Source organism: Zobellella denitrificans, assembly GCF_002407485.1.
Classification (GTDB): Bacteria; Pseudomonadota; Gammaproteobacteria; order Enterobacterales; family Aeromonadaceae; genus Oceanimonas; species Oceanimonas denitrificans.
In genome coordinates this window covers 961,624-979,064 of sequence record NZ_CP012621.1, presented here as the reverse complement: position 1 = coordinate 979,064, position 17,441 = coordinate 961,624, and the positions used below count along the sequence as shown (strand labels likewise).

22 protein-coding genes are annotated in these 17,441 nt (G+C 65.4%); 5 read left to right on the top strand and 17 right to left on the bottom strand.

Features of this window, described 5'->3' with window-relative positions; genetic code table 11:
• Nucleotides 1-49 precede the first annotated feature (49 nt).
• From AN401_RS04715 to AN401_RS04700, 4 genes are all read left to right on the top strand, one after another.
• Nucleotides 50-277, top strand: coding sequence for a DUF2789 domain-containing protein (locus tag AN401_RS04715; RefSeq protein ID WP_094040869.1), 228 nt, complete (start codon nucleotides 50-52; stop codon nucleotides 275-277).
• 17 nt (nucleotides 278-294) lie between these two features.
• A complete protein-coding gene (locus AN401_RS04710) occupies nucleotides 295-576 on the top strand; it encodes a DNA-binding protein (protein WP_094040870.1) in 282 nt (93 codons plus the stop codon).
• Nucleotides 576-1,349 carry a Zn-ribbon-containing protein gene (locus tag AN401_RS04705; RefSeq protein ID WP_096778662.1) on the top strand — a complete coding sequence of 258 codons (774 nt, stop codon included), beginning with the start codon at nucleotides 576-578 and terminating at the stop codon, nucleotides 1,347-1,349. The genes AN401_RS04710 and AN401_RS04705 overlap by 1 nt, the downstream gene beginning before the upstream one ends.
• Before the next feature lie 108 nt (nucleotides 1,350-1,457).
• Nucleotides 1,458-2,756: a DEAD/DEAH box helicase gene (locus AN401_RS04700; RefSeq protein ID WP_232513388.1), complete on the top strand. Its 1,299-nt coding sequence runs from the start codon at nucleotides 1,458-1,460 to the stop codon at nucleotides 2,754-2,756.
• Between the two features lie 255 nt (nucleotides 2,757-3,011).
• On the opposite strand, the gene AN401_RS04695 is transcribed toward AN401_RS04700, so the two are convergent.
• The gene (locus AN401_RS04695) at nucleotides 3,012-4,160 is read right to left on the bottom strand and encodes a benzoate/H(+) symporter BenE family transporter (protein ID WP_232513387.1); all 1,149 of its coding nucleotides are present in this window, start codon (nucleotides 4,158-4,160) and stop codon (nucleotides 3,012-3,014) included.
• 103 nt (nucleotides 4,161-4,263) lie between these two features.
• On the opposite strand from AN401_RS04695, the gene AN401_RS04690 reads away from it, so the two are divergent.
• Nucleotides 4,264-4,824, top strand: coding sequence for a helix-turn-helix domain-containing protein (locus AN401_RS04690; protein ID WP_094039846.1), 561 nt, complete (start codon nucleotides 4,264-4,266; stop codon nucleotides 4,822-4,824).
• A 434-nt stretch (nucleotides 4,825-5,258) separates the two neighbouring features.
• Here the strand turns inward: AN401_RS04690 and AN401_RS04685 are convergent, their stop codons facing one another.
• The 16 genes from AN401_RS04685 to AN401_RS04610 form a co-directional block, all read right to left on the bottom strand.
• Nucleotides 5,259-6,044 carry an MlaA family lipoprotein gene (locus tag AN401_RS04685; protein ID WP_232513386.1) on the bottom strand — a complete coding sequence of 262 codons (786 nt, stop codon included), beginning with the start codon at nucleotides 6,042-6,044 and terminating at the stop codon, nucleotides 5,259-5,261.
• Between the two features lie 73 nt (nucleotides 6,045-6,117).
• On the bottom strand, nucleotides 6,118-7,329 hold the full coding sequence (gene ccmI / locus AN401_RS04680; protein WP_094039848.1) for a c-type cytochrome biogenesis protein CcmI: 1,212 nt from the start codon (nucleotides 7,327-7,329) through the stop codon (nucleotides 6,118-6,120).
• Between the two features lies 1 nt (nucleotide 7,330).
• Nucleotides 7,331-7,804, bottom strand: a complete 474-nt coding sequence (locus AN401_RS04675) for a cytochrome c-type biogenesis protein (RefSeq protein ID WP_094039849.1) — start codon at nucleotides 7,802-7,804, stop codon at nucleotides 7,331-7,333.
• A 3-nt stretch (nucleotides 7,805-7,807) separates the two neighbouring features.
• Nucleotides 7,808-8,341: a DsbE family thiol:disulfide interchange protein gene (locus AN401_RS04670; RefSeq protein ID WP_094039850.1), complete on the bottom strand. Its 534-nt coding sequence runs from the start codon at nucleotides 8,339-8,341 to the stop codon at nucleotides 7,808-7,810.
• A complete protein-coding gene (locus AN401_RS04665; RefSeq protein WP_094039851.1) occupies nucleotides 8,338-10,293 on the bottom strand; it encodes a heme lyase CcmF/NrfE family subunit in 1,956 nt (651 codons plus the stop codon). Before AN401_RS04665 ends, AN401_RS04670 begins: the two co-directional genes overlap by 4 nt.
• Entirely contained in the window at nucleotides 10,290-10,784 is a 495-nt protein-coding gene (ccmE, locus tag AN401_RS04660; protein WP_094039852.1) for a cytochrome c maturation protein CcmE, read from the bottom strand. The genes AN401_RS04665 and ccmE overlap by 4 nt, the downstream gene beginning before the upstream one ends.
• Nucleotides 10,781-10,987 (bottom strand): heme exporter protein CcmD, encoded by a 207-nt coding sequence (ccmD, locus tag AN401_RS04655; protein ID WP_094039853.1) that lies wholly within the window; start codon nucleotides 10,985-10,987, stop codon nucleotides 10,781-10,783. Before ccmD ends, ccmE begins: the two co-directional genes overlap by 4 nt.
• Nucleotides 10,977-11,723 carry a heme ABC transporter permease gene (locus tag AN401_RS04650; RefSeq protein ID WP_094039854.1) on the bottom strand — a complete coding sequence of 249 codons (747 nt, stop codon included), beginning with the start codon at nucleotides 11,721-11,723 and terminating at the stop codon, nucleotides 10,977-10,979. The genes ccmD and AN401_RS04650 overlap by 11 nt, the downstream gene beginning before the upstream one ends.
• An 89-nt stretch (nucleotides 11,724-11,812) precedes the next feature.
• The gene (gene ccmB / locus AN401_RS04645; protein ID WP_094039855.1) at nucleotides 11,813-12,481 is read right to left on the bottom strand and encodes a heme exporter protein CcmB; all 669 of its coding nucleotides are present in this window, start codon (nucleotides 12,479-12,481) and stop codon (nucleotides 11,813-11,815) included.
• The gene (gene ccmA, locus AN401_RS04640) at nucleotides 12,478-13,110 is read right to left on the bottom strand and encodes a cytochrome c biogenesis heme-transporting ATPase CcmA (RefSeq protein ID WP_096778660.1); all 633 of its coding nucleotides are present in this window, start codon (nucleotides 13,108-13,110) and stop codon (nucleotides 12,478-12,480) included. The genes ccmB and ccmA overlap by 4 nt, the downstream gene beginning before the upstream one ends.
• Nucleotides 13,111-13,294: 184 nt before the next feature.
• The gene (locus AN401_RS04635; protein ID WP_094039857.1) at nucleotides 13,295-13,702 is read right to left on the bottom strand and encodes a DUF2802 domain-containing protein; all 408 of its coding nucleotides are present in this window, start codon (nucleotides 13,700-13,702) and stop codon (nucleotides 13,295-13,297) included.
• Nucleotides 13,702-14,190 carry a chemotaxis protein CheW gene (locus AN401_RS04630; RefSeq protein ID WP_094039858.1) on the bottom strand — a complete coding sequence of 163 codons (489 nt, stop codon included), beginning with the start codon at nucleotides 14,188-14,190 and terminating at the stop codon, nucleotides 13,702-13,704. The genes AN401_RS04635 and AN401_RS04630 overlap by 1 nt, the downstream gene beginning before the upstream one ends.
• A 19-nt stretch (nucleotides 14,191-14,209) precedes the next feature.
• Nucleotides 14,210-15,034 (bottom strand): chemotaxis protein CheW, encoded by an 825-nt coding sequence (locus tag AN401_RS04625; RefSeq protein ID WP_096778659.1) that lies wholly within the window; start codon nucleotides 15,032-15,034, stop codon nucleotides 14,210-14,212.
• Nucleotides 15,031-15,816 (bottom strand): ParA family protein, encoded by a 786-nt coding sequence (locus AN401_RS04620; protein ID WP_096778658.1) that lies wholly within the window; start codon nucleotides 15,814-15,816, stop codon nucleotides 15,031-15,033. Before AN401_RS04620 ends, AN401_RS04625 begins: the two co-directional genes overlap by 4 nt.
• A 3-nt stretch (nucleotides 15,817-15,819) precedes the next feature.
• Nucleotides 15,820-16,701 (bottom strand): flagellar motor protein MotB, encoded by an 882-nt coding sequence (locus AN401_RS04615; RefSeq protein ID WP_096778657.1) that lies wholly within the window; start codon nucleotides 16,699-16,701, stop codon nucleotides 15,820-15,822.
• Nucleotides 16,698-17,441, bottom strand: coding sequence for a flagellar motor protein (locus AN401_RS04610; protein WP_094039862.1), 744 nt, complete (start codon nucleotides 17,439-17,441; stop codon nucleotides 16,698-16,700). Before AN401_RS04610 ends, AN401_RS04615 begins: the two co-directional genes overlap by 4 nt.

Here is a 17,441-nt window from a genome sequence, read left to right as displayed (position 1 = left end):
GCCACCCTACCTGGTGGTTTTTCATAGACGGTTTGCCGAGGAGATCCCCATGGAACACATTACTCACCCGTTCAGTGAGCTGTTTGAACAACTGGGGCTGGACGCCAGCCACCAGGGCATAGAGCATTTTCTGGCGGCCCACCGCCTGCCTCCCGAGGTGGAACTGGTGGACGCCCCCTTCTGGAACAAGGCCCAGTCCAGCTTCCTGAAGGAAGGGCTGCAAAACGACTCGGACTGGGCGGAAGTCATCGATCAGCTGAACGCCAGCCTGAGATAACCCCACACGGAGCCAAGATGTCCAGTCAGGAAATCATCAACGCCATTCACAGCCTGGTGCGTGAAGGCAAGAGCATCACCACCGCCGCGGTCAAGGCCAGGGTCGGAGGCCAGGTCAGCATGCCCCAGCTGCTGCAGCTGATCAGCCGCTACAAGCAGTCGCCGGACAGCCTGCCGCCGGCTTCCGATATCCCCGCCGCCCCCGTGGCGGCAGCGGATCGGCCCGATCTGCTCGAACGGATCCAGGCGCTGGAAGCGCGTCTGGCCCGGCTTGAGCAGTTGCTGGAGCAAAAACGCTGATGTGGGTATGCGAACTCAGCTTCGACTGTTACCAGGACATCGTGCTGGCCGAGGCCGAGCCGGCGGTGCGCCAGTTGCTGGACGCCCTGCGCTACAACGGCCAGATCCTGGGGCGGGAATTTCCCACCAGCATCCACCAGGGCTGGCTCGGCTGTCGGGTGGTCTGCCCGGAGCAGGACAGCCTGCATCCTCGCCACTACAGCCGCCAGGTGGAGCTGGCCATCGACCGGCTGCACCAGGTGGGGCTGACCAGCCCCCGGGTGCAGTGTCGGGGCCAGGATCTCAACTCGGACAGCACGGACCCTTGCGAAAGCCGTTCCTGGCAGTTGCTCTACACCAGCTACCTGCACAGCTGCTCGCCCCTGCGCTGCGGCGAGCATTTCGCCCCCGTGCCCCTGTACCGGATACCGCCGGTGGCCAACGGCGACTTCAAGCAGGTGCTGAAGTGGCAGGAAGACTGGGAAGCCTGTGATCAGCTGCAGATGAACGGCTCCATCCTGGAGCACGGCGCCGTGCTCGAACTCGCGCTGCCGGACAGCCGCCTGGCCCGCCGCGGCCGGGATCTGGCCAAGCGCATCGAGTACCTGAGCGGGATACCGACCTTCTACTACCTGTACCGGGTGGGCGGCGACAGCCTGGCCGCCGAGCAGGAACGCCCCTGCCCCAGCTGTGGCGGCGACTGGCGGCTGGCCGAGCCGGTGCACGACATTTTCGACTTTCTGTGCGAACCCTGCCGGCTGGTGTCCAACCTGTCCTGGGACTTCAAGGACTGAGCCCCAAGGTCTTTTTTATGCCCGGTCCCGCTTTTCTGTTATCATCCCGCCATTGCAAGCCGTTTTTGCCTCATCCGTCCGTCAGGACCCTTATTACCCCGGAGTTTCATGTCTTTTGCTTCCCTGGGCCTGAACGACAAGCTCGTTCAAGCCATCAATGAATGTGGTTACACCGAACCTACCCCCATCCAGCGCCAGGCCATTCCGCTGGTGCTGAAAGGCGGCGATCTGCTCGCCGGCGCCCAGACCGGCACCGGCAAGACCGCCGGTTTCGGCCTGCCCATGCTGCAGCGCCTGGGCGAAACCAGGGCCCAACCCCTGGCCAACGGCCGGGCGCCGGTGCGCGCCCTGGTGCTCACCCCCACCCGCGAGCTGGCCGCCCAGGTGGAGGAAAACCTGCGCGCCTACGCCAAACACACCGATCTGCGCACCCTGGTGATGTTCGGCGGGGTCAGCATCAATCCGCAGATGAAGGCCCTGGGCCGCAAGGTGGACGTGGTGGTGGCCACCCCGGGCCGGCTGCTGGACCATGTGTCCCAGCGCTCCATCGATCTGTCCCGGGTCGAAATGCTGGTGCTGGACGAAGCCGACCGCATGCTGGACATGGGCTTTATCCGCGACATCCGCCGCATCCTGGCGCTGCTGCCGAAAAAGCGGCAGAACCTGCTGTTCTCCGCCACCTTCTCCGACGAGATCAAGGCACTGGCGGAAGATCTGCTGCACCAGCCCGAGCACATCGAGGTGGCCCGGCGCAACACCACCGCCGAAACCATCGCCCAGCGCTTCGTGGCCGCCGACAAAAACCGCAAGCGCGCCCTGCTCAGCTACCTGATCGGCCACAACAACTGGCGCCAGGTGCTGGTGTTCACCCGCACCAAGCACGGCGCCAACCGGCTGGCAATGCAGCTCGACAAGGACGGCCTGCCGGCCATGGCGATCCATGGCGACAAGAGCCAGGGGGCACGCACCCGGGCCCTGAGCCAGTTCAAGGACGGCCAGCTGCGGGTGCTGGTGGCCACCGACATCGCCGCCCGCGGCATCGACATCAGCGAGCTGCCCCACGTGGTCAACTACGAGCTGCCCCATGTGGCGGAAGACTATGTGCACCGCATCGGCCGCACCGGCCGGGCCGGAAGCACCGGCGAGGCGCTGTCGCTGATCAGCCACGAGGAAAAGCCACTGCTCAAGGCCATCGAAAAGCTGATCAAGCAGGATGCCACCCTGGAAGTGCTGCCCGGCTTCGAGCCCGGCCCTGAAGAGGCCCAGCCCGCCACCAAGCCGCCGGCCAACAACCGGGGCCGGGGCAACGGCGGTGGCCGGGGCCGCAACGCCGGCGCCGCCAACAACCGGCCGCCGCGCAGCAACAAACCCAACCGGCCCCAGCGCCACGGCCGCCACGACGGCTAAACCCACAACCCCGGCACCCGCCGGGGTTTTCACATCTGACAAAGCTCAGACAGCTAAACAGGCAATTCCGATGTCAAAACAGGCGGACAAGGGGAACAGCTCCGCCGACCGTCACCTGCCAGGGATGGCAGGTGCGAGCTTACATGGATGTACTCGTAGCGTGTCGGCGGAGCTGGCCCTTTGGCCGACTCATTGAGTGATAGCAAACGACTTTTTCATCAGACATGCTTCCCTCGCTATCTGCCGGGGTTGTTGTTAGTGCCGCCGCCGGTTGAGCCAGTGCACGCCACCGCCGATCACCAGCCCCCAGAAGGCGCTGCCGATGCCGAACAGGGCCAGGCCCGAGGCGGTGATCATAAAGGTGAGCAGGGCCGCGTCCCGCTCCCGCTCGTCGGCCAGGGCCACCGTCAGGCTGTTGCCGATGGTGCCGAGCAGCGCCAGGCCGGCGATGGCCATCACCAGCTCTCCCGGCAACGCGGCGAACAGCCCCACCACGGTGGCGCCGAACAGCCCCATCAGCAGGTAGAAGACGCCGGCCCATACCGCCGCCTTATAGCGCTGTTTGGGATCCGGGTCCACCTCCTTGCCCATGCACACCGCCGCGCTGATCGCCGCCAGGTTGAAGGCGAAGCCGCCGAAAGGCGCCAGCAGCAGGCCGGTGAAGCCGGTCCAGCCGACCAGCGGCGAGGCCGGGGTGTGGTAGCCGTGGGCCCGCAGCACGGCGATGCCGGGCACGTTCTGGGAGGCCATGGTCACCATAAACAGGGGGATGCCGACGCCGAGCAGGCTGGTGAGGGAAAACTCGGGCGTCATCAGCACCGGCCGGGCCAGCTGCCACTCGAAGTCGTCGAAACGCAGCAGGCCGTCACCGCCGGCGACCAGCAGCCCGGCCAGCAGGCTGAGCGGGATCACGTAGCGCGGCAGCCGCCGGCGCAGGGCCAGGTAAGTCGCCAGCATCGCCGCCACCAGCAGCGGCTGGGTCTGGGCCGAGGCGAACAGATCCAGGCCGAACTTCAGCAACACCCCGCCCAGCATGGCCGCGGCCAGTCCCGCCGGCACCAGCCGCATGATCTTGTCGAACCAGCCGGTCAGGCCACACAGCAGGATCAGCGCCGAGCTAAACAGGAAGACGCCGATGGCCTCGCTCATGGGCACCCCGGCCAGGGCCGTCACCAGCAGCGCCGCCCCCGGGGTCGACCAGGCGGTGAGCACCGGCTCCCGGTAGCGCAGGGAAAAACCGATGCAGGTCAGCCCCATGCCGATGCCCAGCGCCCACATCCAGGAGCCGGTCTCGGCCTGGCTGGCTCCGGCGGCAGCGGCGGCCTGGAAGATAATGGCCGCCGAGCTGGTGTAACCGACCAGCACGGCGATAAAACCGGCGGAAAGATGGGACAGGCTGAACATGGCGGGCTCCTGGTTGTGCGTTATAACGCATAAGAAAGCCATGCTAGCAAATGTATGCTATAACGCACAACAGCGAGCCAAGCAGGAAAAGCGGGAAACTGTGATGAAAGAGCCGAACCAATACCTGGCGGACACCCTCAAGGCCCTGCGCCAGGAGCGGGGCTGGAGCCTGGACGCCTGTGCCCGGGAAACCGGGGTCAGCAAGGCGATGCTGGGCCAGATAGAGCGGGGCGAGTCCAGCCCCACGGTCGCCACCCTGTGGAAAATCGCCGGCGGCTTCCACACCTCCCTGTCCACCTTCCTGGAGCCGGTGCCCGAGCCGCATCCCGGCCCCCTCTACCGGCAGACGGACGCCCTGCGCCGGCAGCCGGCCGGCGACGGCATGCTGGTGGCGCCGCTGTTTCCCTTCGAGACCCGCTTCGGCTTCGAGATGTTCGAACTGACCCTGCTGCCGGGCCATGAGCAGTTATCGGATCCGCACGACAGCGGGGTGATCGAGCATGTGATAGTGCAGCGCGGAGAGATGGAGCTGCTGCTGGACGGGGAGTGGCAGCGGCTGGGGCCGGGCGCGGCGGTGCGCTTTCACGCCGACCGGCCCCACGGCTATCGCAACCCGGGCAACGAGCCCGCCGTGTTCTACAACCTGATCCATTATCCGGCTTGAGGCTGGAAGCCTGACTCTTGGTCACAAGTTTTTGTTGACTTTTGATCGAGCAAAACATCGGCCAAAGCGCACAGCTCCTCCGGCACGCCATAAACCCCTCCCTGGGGGCTCCGCCGCGCCCTCCCTGGCGCGGAGGGCCGGCGGAGCTGAGCCCTTTGTCCTCTCTATCGCAGCCTCCTGTTGGCACCACCTTCAGGCAGCGCCGGGGCTGGAAAGAGGCAACAGGGATGGCCTCCGCCGACCGTCACCTGCCAGGGATGGCAGGTGCGAGCGTACAGGGATGTATTCACAGCGTGTCGGCGGAGGTGGCCCTGTTGCCTCTTATCTGCGTCAAATCAGACAGCCGGACTTGTGACTAAGAGTCAGGCTGGAAGCTGGAAGGAGTTTGAGTGTTCTCTCTTCCGGCTTCAAGCTCCAGGCTTAGCACTTTCTTTTTACCCGTCGATCTCGTCCATAAAGTCGCTCAGGTCCTCATCCGACATCTCCGCTTCCCGGCCCACCTTGGTCGCCTGGTACTGCAGATAGAAATCCTTGGTCAGGCCGTAGGGATCCAGGGAGTTGTCGATAATGGCTTCGCGCTCGATCAACTGGCTGCGGCTGTAAAGCCCCATCAGCGCCCATTTGCCGGCGCGCATGGCGAGGGTCATGGCATCGTAGGGGAAGTAGAGGCTGTCCACCACGTCGCCGGACAGCTGCCGCAGGGTGTAGGGGCCGGCAAAGGGCAACATCAGGTAGGGGCCGTCCTCGATGCCCAGCCCGCCCATCACCTGGCTGAAATCCTTGGGCCGGGCCGGCAGCGAGATTTTTTCCGCCACGTCGAAAAAGCCCAGCACCCCGACCGTGCTGTTGACGCCGAAGCGGGCCAGGTTGGTGCCCGCCCCCGGCAGATCGCCGGTGATCAGGTGGTTGACGAAGCTGGCCGGCTCCTCCAGATTCAGCATCATGTTCTGCACCCCTTCCTTGAGGGGATCCGCCACATAGTCCGCATAGGCATGCACCACGGGACGCACCGCATAGGGCTCCAGGATATCGTAGTTGAGCACCCAGGTGGTCCGGTTCACCGGCTCGAAAGGATCCCGGGGATCGTCCGCCCTGGCCATGGCGTAATCCGCCGGCTTGCTGGAAGAGAAGGGATCAGTCACCCGGGGCTGCTCCACGCCCTGGTGCGCGGCGCACCCCGTCAGGGCCACGCCCGCCGTCAATATCAGCACTCGCCACATAATGTAACCTTATGATTCTTGTTATGGTGTCAGTCTAGCTCAGAAGCGGCCGGCAAGGCCGGCCGCATTCCCCTTACAGGGGAGTATCTATCATCACGCTGAGCCGGCGATCCTCGTCGGTCGCCAGCGTCCCGCTGCGCCCTTCCCAGGCATGGGTGGTGTCGGCCACGTTGCCGCTGGGCGCCAGCCGGGCCTTGATGATCACCGCCTCCCGGCTGCTCAGGTTATTGTCGGGCACCATGGCGTCGGCGTTGGACAGGGTGATGGTCAGCGGAAAGGCCGGCTGCTCGATGCGGCGGGCCACCAGCGGCATCTCGCCGCCCTCGGCATCCACCGCGAACACGAACAGCACCGAGCCCGGATGATAGGGCACCGAACTCGAGGTGTTGATCTGCACCTCGTAGCGGGGCCCGCTCACGGGAGCGCTGTCGGCGGCGGCCAGCCGCTGCTCGGCAAAGGCCACCGAGCGCTCTATCATGGCATAGCGGGGATTGTCCGGCGACATCCGCGCCAGCATCGCCTTCCAGCGTTCGGCGGCGGTGGCGAAATCGTCCTGCTGCAGGGCCATAAAGGCGAACACCGACCAGGCTTCCAGGTTGTCCGGGTTCTGCTCCAGCACCGCCTCGATCAGCCCTTCGGCACGCAGGGTTTCACCGGTCATGGCCAGGGCTTCCGCATAGGGCACCGCCACCGACTGCATGTCGCCGCTCAGGTTCATGGCCTTTTCCAGGGATTCCCTGGCGGTTTCACCGTCACGCATCTCCAGCGCCAGCCGGCCCAGCAGCAGCCAGCCGCGGAAGTCGTCGCCGTCCCGGTGCAGCCGGGTACGCAGGCCCAGCATCAGCTCGCGCACGTCCTGCTCGGTCAGACTCTCGTCCTGCTCCACCAGCATCCGCCGGGACAGCTCGCCCAGGCGCTCGCTGGCCTGCTGCCACTGGGCCACTTCCCGGTGGGCGCCCAGTTGCCAGTAGGCTCCATAGCTGATGGCGATCACCATCAGCACCGCCGGCAGCCACAGCAGCGGGCTTCTTCCCGTGCTCAGTTTCGGCTCCTGCACCATGTCGTCCAGCAGGCTTTTCTGCAGCTCCCGCTCGGCCGCCTCGCCGTCTTCCAACAGGCCCTGTTCGCTGTCCTGTTCCAGTTCCCGTAACCGTTGCCGGTACAACCGGGTATTGAACTCGTTGCGGCTCTGGCTCGACTCGGCCCGGCCCCGGATCAGGGGCAGTATTATCACCAGCGCCAGCAGGGCGGTCAGCCCGGCGCTGAAGATCCAGAATAAGGTCATATCAGCTCTCTTTGTCTTTGTTCAGCAGTTCAGCCAGGCGTTTTTTCTCTTCCGTACTCAACGCCTCGCCTTGGCCGCCTCCCTTGCGGCGGGTACGCACCAGCACTACGCAAAGGCCGAGCAGGATCACCAGCACCGGGCCGGCCCACAGGATCAGGGTCGAGGCCATCAGCGGCGGCCTGTACAGGATGAAGTTGCCGTAACGGGCCACCATGAAATCGATGATTTCCTGCTTCGAGTTCCCCTCGCGCAGCATTTCATAGGTCTTGTCACGCAGATCCTTGGCCAGCTCCGCGTTGGAGTCGGAGATATCCTGGTTCTGGCACTTGGGGCAGCGCAGCTCGCGCACCAGCTCGCGGAACACCGCTTCCTGCTCGGGGCTGTCGAACTCATACACATCGATGGCGGCCCGGGCCGGCAACGGCGCCGTCAGCACCAGGCCGGCCAGCAGGACCAGGAAGGACAGAAAACGCATGGCTTACTCCATCTGCTCGAAAATGGGCCTGAGGGTCTGGGTCCATACCTGTTCGTTCACGTCCCCCACATGGCGGTAGCGGATGACCCCCTTGCTGTCGATGAGGAAGGTCTCCGGCGCCCCGTAGACGCCCAGATCCAGGCCCAGCATACCGCGCGGATCGTAGAGGTCGATGGCATAGGGATTGCCCAGGTTGGTCAGCCAGCGCAGGGCCTTGTCCCGCTCGTCCTTGTAGTTCATGCCGATGATGTGGATACCTTCCTTCGCCTTCAGCTCGTTCAGGTATTCGTGCTCGGCATAGCAGGTGGGGCACCAGGTGGCCCAGACGTTGAGCAGCATGGGCCGGCCGGTGAAGATGTCCTTGCTGTGCTCCTTGTCGAGATCGTGCAGATCCTGCAGGGTGAACTCCGGGATCGGCTGATCGATCAGTACCGATTCCAGTTTGGTGGGATCGGAGAACAGCCCCTTGTACAGGAAGACGCTGGCGCCCAGGAACAGCAGCAGCGGAATGGACAGGATCAGAATGCGGCGGTTCATGCAGCCTCCCCGGCTTGTTTGCGCCCGAAACGATAACGGCGGTCGGCAATGGCGATGGCGCCGCCGATCGACATCAGCACGGCGCCGAACCAGATCCAGCGCACGAAAGGCTTGTAGTAGAGCCGCACCGCCCAGGCGCCGTCGTTCAGCTCTTCGCCCAGGGCGGCATAGAGATCCCGGGTAAAGCCGGCGTTGATGGCCGCCTCGGTCATGGGCATGCGCTGCACCACGTACATCCGCTTCTCGGCGCGCAGTTCAGTCAGCGGCCGGCCGTTCTTGGCCACGCCGATCACCCCCTTGAAGCCCTCGTAGTTGGGGCCGTCGGCCCGGCGGGTGCCCTCGAAGGTGAAGGTGTAACCGGCAAAGGTCACGCTGTCACCCTTGCTCATGCGTACGTCCCGCTCGATGCTGTAGATCTGGGTGCAGGCAATGCCGATGATGGACACCGCCAGGCCGACATGGCCGAGGATCATGGCCCAGTGGCTGTTGCCGAGCTTGCGTACCCCCACGCCAAAACTGTGCTTGTGGGTGGCGCGGATCCAGGTTTCCTGCAGGCTGGTGACGACGATAAAGACCCCGAGGCCGATGCCCACCGCCGCCCAGATCTCGAAGTTTTCGGCGAACCACCAGGGCAGGCCGAGGCCCAGCACAACGCTCACCGCCAGGGCGAACAGCAGCTTGCCGTTGACTTCCTTCATCTGCTGGCGGCGCCAGCGGAACAGGGGACCGGCGCCCAGCAACAGGGCGAAGGGGATGATCAGCCAGGCGTAGAGGCTGTTGAAGAAGGGCGCGCCGATGGAAATGCTGCCCAGGCCCAGCTCCTTGTGCACCAGGGGAAGCAGGGTACCGATCAGCACCACCACCAGCCCTGCCATCAGCACGATATTGTTGCCGAGCAGCATGGTCTCCCGGCTGGCCAGTTCGTGCTTGCCGTGGCTGCGCACCTCGGCGCCCTTGATGGCGTACAGCAGCAGCGAAGAGCCCACCACCAGCATCAGGAACACCAGGATAAAGAGCCCGCGGGTCGGATCCGAGGCGAAGGCATGCACCGACACCAGCACGCCGGAGCGGACCAGGAAGGTACCGAGCAGGCTGAGGGAGAAGGCCAATATCGCCAGCAGCACCGTCCAGGCCTTGAAGGTGGCCCGCTTCTCGGTCACCGCCAGGGAGTGGATCAGGGCGGTGCCCGCCAGCCAGGGCATGAAGGAGGCATTTTCCACCGGATCCCAGAACCACCAGCCGCCCCAGCCGAGTTCGTAGTAAGCCCACCAGGAGCCGAGCGCGATGCCGAGGGTCAGGAAGATCCAGGCGGCCATGGTCCAGGGCCGGGACCAGCGGGCCCAGGCCGCGTCCAGCTTGCCGGTCATCAGCGAGGCGATGGCGAAGGCGAAGGCCACGGAGAAGCCCACATAGCCCATGTACAGCATGGGCGGATGGAAAATCAGCCCCGGATCCTGCAGCAGCGGGTTGAGATCCCGGCCGTCGACCGGGAAGTACGGCAGGGTTCGCTCGAAGGGGTTGGAGGTGAGCAGCACGAACAGCAAAAAGCCGATGCCGACCATGCCCATCACGCTCAGCACCCGGGCCACCGCCTCCAGCGGCAGGGCGCGGCTGAAGCGGGCCACCGCCGCGGTCCAGCCCGCCAGGATCAGCACCCACAGCAGCAGCGAGCCCTCATGGGCGCCCCACACCGCCGAAATCCGGTACTCCAGCGGCAGCAGGCTGTTGGAGTTGGAGGCCACGTAGAGCACGGTGAAGTCGTGTTCGATAAAGGCCCAGGTCAGGCAGAGGAAGGACACCAGCAAAAAGCCGAACTGGGCGTAGGCCAGGGGCCGGGCCAGCAGCATCATGCTGACGTTGCCGCGGGCCGCGCCCAGCATCGGATAGATACTGAGGATGACGGTCGCCGCCAGGGCCAGGATCAGGGTGAATTGGCCTATCTCAGGGATCATGAACGGCTCCCTTTCAGCTGTTCCTCGGTGTACTCCGGCTTGAAGTGCTCCATCCCTTTGAGCGCTTCCGCCACCTCTGCCGGCATGTATTCCTCGTCGTGCTTGGCCAGCACCTCGAAGGCGCTGACGGTGCGGGCGTTCTCCAGGTGGCCCTGGGCCACGATGCCCTGCCCTTCCCGGAACAGGTCCGGCAGTATGCCGTCGAACAGCACCGTCACCTTTTCACCGCCCGCGTCGATCAGATCGAAACTCACCTTCAGGCTCTGCTGATCCCGGCTCACCGAGCCCGGTACCACCAGGCCGCCGATGCGCAGGCGCTGGCCCACCTCCGGCTTGAGGTTGTCCTTGCCCTTGCCCTGCACCAGTTCGGTCGGGGTATAGAAGAGGTCGATGTTCTGCTGCAGCGCGTAGAGCACCAGCCCTATCATCACCGACAGCCCGGCCACCACGGCCACCAGCAGGGTCATCCGCTTCTTACGTCTTGGGTTCATAAGGTGTTCTCCAACTTCTGGGCGGCCTTGCGACGGGCGGCCCTGGCTTGTTTCTGTTTGACCTCGCGCAGCAAGCGTTTCTTCGTTGTTATGGTCGCCGCCACCAGCCCGAGCAGGGCCAGCAGGGTAACGGCAAAGGACAGCCAGACGTAAAAGCCGTAGCCGCCCATGGCCCAGAATGCGGACCAGCTATCAAATTTCATCCTGTTCCTCCGCCATCGTCAAAACCCAGGGTCGGTGGGATTCCCGCCGGATCAGCTCGTTGCGCAGCCGCATCAGGGTGAGCGCGCCGAGGAAGCAGATAAAGGCGAAAATCATGATCAGCAGCGGCCAGAGCATGTCGTTGGAAATGGACGGCTTGGCGAACTTGGTGATGGTGGCGCCCTGGTGCAGGGTGTTCCACCACTCCACCGAATAGTGGATGATGGGCAGGTTGATCACCCCCACCAGCGCCAGTATGCCGGCGGCCCGGCCGGCCAGTACCTTGTCTGAAATGGCGTTGTACAGGGCGATGACGCCCAGGTACAGGAACAGCAGGATCAGCTCGGAAGTCAGGCGGGCATCCCACACCCACCAGGTGCCCCACATGGGCTTGCCCCAGGCCGCGCCGGTAAAGAGCGCGATAAAGGTGAACACCGCCCCCACCGGGGCGATGGCCGCCACCGCCATGTCGGCGGTCTTGATCTGCCACACCAGGCCGATAAAGGCGGCCACCGCCATGGAGGAATAGGCGCCCATGGACATGATGGCGGACGGCACGTGGATATAGATGATGCGGAAGGCATCGCCCTGCTGATAATCGGCGGGGGCAAAGGCCAGGCCCCAGGCCAGGCCGACGGCGAACGAAACCACGCTGAACACGACGAACCAGGGCAGCCAGAGCCCGGCCAGCCGGTAAGCCTCTTCAGGCTTGGCATAAGGGTGCAACCATTTCCACATCTTGCTCACAAACCTTTTTTTGTATTACCTATTGTTCACACGGATTCAAGATACCTTAAATCCGCCGCTCAAAAAACCGCTGGCGCCAACTAGTTGACGCTGACCCGCAGCGCCGCCGCGATGGCGAAGGGCGCCAGGGTGACACTGCCCGCCAGCATGGCACCCAGTATCGCCAGCTGACCGTTGTAGGGAATGCCCAGGGTGGCCGCCTCTATCGCCGAGGTGGCGAAGATCAGCACCGGTATGTACAGCGGCAGGGTCAGCAGGCTCAGCAGCACGCCGCCCTTGCCGATGCCGACGGTCAGCGCCACCCCGATGGCCCCGAGCAGGCTCAGGATGGGGGTACCCAGCAACAGGGTCCAGAACATGCCCCAGAAACCGGCCATGTCCAGGCTCAGCAACACCGCCACCAACGGCGACAGCAGCAGCAGCGGCAGCCCGGTCAGCAGCCAGTGGGCCAGCACCTTGGCCAGGGCCAGCACCCCTAAGGGACAGGGCATTAGCATTAATTGTTCCAGGGTTCCGTCAATAAAATCGTCCCGGAACAGCCGCTCCAGCGCCAGCAGCGACGACAGCAGCGCCGCCACCCAGACAATGCCCGGGGCGATGCGCGCCAGCAGGGCCGGCTCGGGACCGATGCCCAGCGGAAAGAGGGTGATGACGATCAGGAAAAACCACAGCGGGTTGAGGATATCGGCCCGGCGCCGCAGGGCCGAGACCAGTTCGCGCCGGACCACGCCGGTAAACAGGGTTCTCATGCGTCGCTCTCCTGAAAGGGGGTCAGCTGCAGGGTACGCACCCGGTCGGCGCTCAGGGACAGATCCTGGTGGGTGGTGATCAGCACCATGCCGCCGGCGTCGGTGTGTTCCAGCAGCCGTCGCTCCAGCACCTTGACCCCGTGCTTGTCGATGGCGGTGAAGGGCTCGTCCAGTATCCACAGGCGGGGACCGCCCAGCCACAGCCGGGCCAGGGCTACCCGCCGCTTCTGCCCGGCCGACAGCTGGCCGGCGTATTGATCCTCGAGCCCCGCCAGCCCGACCCGGGCCAGCACTTCCCACAGGTTGGCCTGGCTGCCCGCGTGATGCATGCGGCGGAAAAAGGCCAGGTTTTCGAAGGCGGTCAGTTCGTGCTTGATGCCGGCCTGATGACCGAGGTAGAACAGATCCTGGTGGTAGCTGTCGCGGCACTGCTCGATGTTCTCGCCGGACCAGCACACCTCCCCGCCGTAGGGACGGGACAGGCCGGCCAGCAGCCGCAGCAGGCTGGTCTTGCCGACGCCGTTGGGGCCGGCCACCTGCACCAGATCGCCGGGGGAAACCGTCAACGACAGTTCGCTGAACAGGGTGCGTTCTTCGCGGACACAGGTTAAAGCGCGGGCTTCAAGCATGGAACCGTATTCTGGCCGTTAAAAATGGGCGCCAGTCTAGCACATGGCGCCCATCATGGCCCTAGTTTCGCTCGGGTTAAGACCAAAATCGGTGGATTTATTGCGCTGGAACAAGAGATGGCTGGAAGCGAATCCACTCTCCTCTTCTTCCGGCTTCAAGCTTTTTGCTTCAAGCTACTGCAGGCTACTTTTGCTTGCGATGCAGGGAGAGCAGCAGTTCGGCTTCGGCCCTGGGCATCTCGCACTCGGCCATGATCTCCTCCACGTCGGCCCCCAGCTGCACCATGCGCGCCGCCCGGCTGTAGAGCTTGCCCTGGGGATCCTTGAGCGCCAGCTCCTGCTGCTGCTCATGCAGCTGGCCCAGTTGCCGGCCCAGCTCGGTCACCTTGTTGCCCATGCCGATATTGGCCGCCTGCAGCTCTTCCAGCTGCTTGCGGTAGCTGTCCCGGGTGCGGGTCAGCTCGCGCATCAGCCGGCTCATGGCATCGAGCTTGCGCTGGCACAGCCGCCACATCATCCAGGCCACCAGCAGGGCGACCATGGCCAGCATCAGCGCAACCATGGCCAGGATTAAGGCCGGTTCCCACCACATCAGAGCTGGCCCAGCTCGTCCCACTCGTCGTCGGACAACAGCTTGTCCAGATCCACCAGGATCAGCAGTTCGTTCTCCCGGTTGCAGACGCCCTGGATAAACTTGGCACTCTCATTGGTGCCCACATTGGGCGCGCTTTCAATTTCGGAAGACTTGAGGTAAACCACCTCGGCCACGCTGTCGACCAGGATGCCGATCACCTGCTTCTCCGCCTCGATGATGACGATACGGGTATTGTCGGTCACCTCGGCCGGCTCCAGGCCGAAGCGCAGCCGGGTGTCCAGCACCGTCACCACGTTGCCGCGCAGGTTGACGATCCCCAGCACATAGTCCGGCGCCCCCGGCACGGGAGCGATGTCGCTGTAGCGCAGCACTTCCTGTACCTGCATCACGTTGATGCCGTAGGTCTCGTTATCCAGGCGGAAGGTGACCCACTGTAATACTTCACCCTCTGCCAGATTTTCCGCTACATTGCGATGACTGCTCATAGGCTTCCCTTATGTCTGCTCAGACTTGTTGACCGTCGATATTCTTACCCTGCTCCAGCAGCCCGATCAAGGCGTCCACATGCAGCAGGGCACACATTTTTTCTTTTACCATGCCCGCCAGCCAGGGCCGGGTGCCCGGCACGGCGCGCCATTTGACCTGATCCCGGTGCAGCAGGGCGGTGCCCTTCAACTGATGGCACCCCAGCCCCCAGTTGCTCTCGCCCAGGGTCACCAGGTACTGGTATTCCTCTTCCGCCCGGTGGCCGGGCATGGCCCAGCGGGCGGTGTCCACCACATAGAGCTGGCGCTGGCGCTCGGTGAGCACCCCGGCAAACCAGTCCGGCTTGCCGAACAGGCTGGTAAGCCGGGACATCTGGTAGATGCCGCCCAGGTGGGTCAGGGGCACCGCGAAGGTCATGCCCGCCACCTCGAAGAACAGGGCCTGGAAGCTGTTTTCGGTATCCATATTGCGCCATGCCGGCTCGGCGGGCCCGGCTTGGGCCGGCAGCAACGGTGCCGGCTCGGCGAGTTCGGGCGGGTCGCAGACAACGACCGGCTCGGGCTCGGGCTCGGGCTCGGGCTCGGGCTCGGGCTCGGGCTCGGGCTCGGGCTCGGCGAGCGTTGCGTCGGGCGGGGGGACCGGCAAGGGGGAACTTTCCTCCTCCTTCAGCTCGGCCACCCGGGCCAGCAGGGTTTCCAGGGCCTGGCGGCGCTCCTCTTCCGCCGGATCGGCGAAGGCCGGTGCCGGCACCTCGGGCACCGCCTCGGGTTGCCGCCGGGGGGCGCCTTCCTCCAGCAGGGCATCGAAGTAGTCGTCAAGGGCGTCAAACTGTCGTTGATTCATAGCGGCTGATCCACGCCGTCGAGGCGCCACAGGTAGCGCAACAGGGTCTGGTAGGCGTAAACGCCCCGGCAGCCCCTGGCGAAATAGGAAGGAGGCTCATGGCGCAGGCTGGCATCGCGGAACTTGGTGTCCACCGGGATCACCGAGGGCCAGACGTTGCTGCCGTAACGCTGCTTCAGGCTGTCCAGGCTCTGTACCGAGGCCCGGGTGCGCTGATCGTACATGGTGGGTACCACCGTATAGGGAAAACCGTCCTTCCGGGCCTTGTGCATCAGCTGGAAGGTGCTGACCATGCGCTCCAGCCCCTTGAGCGCCAGGAATTCGGTCTGCACCGGCACCAGGATGCGATCGCAGGCGGCCAGGGCGTTGACCATCATCACCCCCAGCACCGGCGGACAGTCGATAATGGCCACGTCGAAGTCGTCCTTCACTTCCGCCAGCAGCCGCTTGAGCACCAGCCCCATGCCTTCCCGGCTGCTGGAGGTCCGCTCCAGGGTCGCCAGGGAAATGGAGGCCGGCAACAGGGTGAGGCCCTCAAACCGGGTCTGCAGCGCCACCTGGTGCAACTCCTCGCGGCCGGGGCGCTCCGCCCGGAACAGGTCGAACAGGGTGTGGGACAGCGCGTCGCTGTCATGGTCGAGATAGGCGGTCAGGGAGCCGTGGGGATCGGTGTCGATCAACAGCACCCGCTTGTTGAGTTGCGCCAGCAGGCCGGCCAGGGCCACCACCGTCGTGGTCTTGCCGACACCGCCTTTCTGATTTGCTACCGTCCAAACAATCACTGGCTAGTCCTGTGCTGTGCTGATTCTGATGCCGCCACCGGGCAGCTCGAAGACCCTGAGCCGGCGCTCCGGCGCCGACGTCAGGGGACGGGACGGCAAGGGCGCGGGCGGCTGCCACTGCTCGGTGGAGATGGCGATCTCCACCCGCCGGTTGAGGGCCCGCTCGCCTCGCCCCTGGCCAAGGGGCCGAAATTCGCCGAATGCCTCCAGGGCCAGCCGGGGCGCGGCGATGTCCGCCCGCAGCAGCCATTCCAGCACCGCCCTCGCCCGCTCGGCGGACAGCTGCCAGTTGGAGGCGTAGAGTTCGTTGCTGACCGGGACGCTGTCCGCGTAGCCGCGCACCCGGAGATAACGGTTGTCCTCGGCCAGTACCGGCAACAGGGCGCCCAGCACCGCCTCGCTGTGAGGCCCGAGCAGGGCGCTGCCGCCGGAAAACAGCAGATCGCCCGCAAAGCGCAGGGTCAGCCAGTCCCCCTCCTGCTCGAGTTCGACCAGTTGCCGCTCCAGCAGGGGCGCCAGCTGCCGGTGCAGTTGCCGTTCCAGCGGATCCAGGGTCGAGGGCGGCTCGGCGGAGGCCAGGGGGCCGCCGGCTGGCTCCGCCGCCAGGTTCGGCGATGGCGCCGCGGACGCCCCGGCCGGCGAAAGCGCCGCCGGCTCGTCGGAGTCGGCCCGGATCATCCCCGCCCCGACCTGTTGGCCGCCGAGCCGCACCAGTGCCTGCTGCATGCCGTCGAGCAGGGGCTGCTGCACCTCGCTGCGGCTGGCGTGGATGGCGTAGAGCACCACGAACAGGGCGAACACCAGGGTCATGTAGTCGGCGTAGGACACCAGCCAGCGATCCAGGCCGGCGCTGTGCGGCCGCCGGATGAGCGAGCGCCGCCTCATTGCCGCATCCCCTGGTACTGGCCGAGCTGGCGGCTCACCGCCAGGCTGCCCTCGCCCCGGGCGATGGCCAGCAGGCCGATGGCGGTCAGCTCCCGGTAGCGCAGCTCCAGCCGGTACTGGGCCCGCAGCCGATTGGCCAGGGGCAGCAGCAACAGGTTGGCGAAGCCCACCCCGTAGAGGGTGGCGACAAAGGCCACGGCGATGCCGGCACCCAGCCGGTTGGGATCGTCCAGGTGGCTCATGGCCTGGATAAGCCCCAGCACGGCGCCGACGATGCCGATGGTCGGGCTGTAGCCGCCCATGGCCTCGAACACCCTGGCCTCCAGTTCCTTCTGTTCTTCCAGCCGATCCAGCTCGTTGTCCAGCAGTTGCTCCAGGGCAGCCGGCTCGGTGCCGTCCACCAGCCACTGCAGTCCCTGGCGGGTAAAGGCGTCCAGCTCGCCGTTGGCCAGCCTCGGCTCCAGGGCCAGAAAGCCGGCCTGGCGCGCCTCGTTGGACCAGCGCAACAGGCGGGACGCCTGCTCCTGGAAGGGCCAGTGCGGGTTACGGAACAGCATGGCCGAGGCCCGGAAGGCCGCCCTGCACTGGGGCCAGGGGGTCTGCAGCAGCACCGCGCCCAGGGTACCGCCGAGCACGATCAGCAGCGCCGGCACGTCGAGCAGCCCCCACAGGCTGCCCCCATGCCAGAGCTGGGCCAGGGTGATGCACAGCAGCGCCAGCAGCAGGCCGACCAGGGCCAT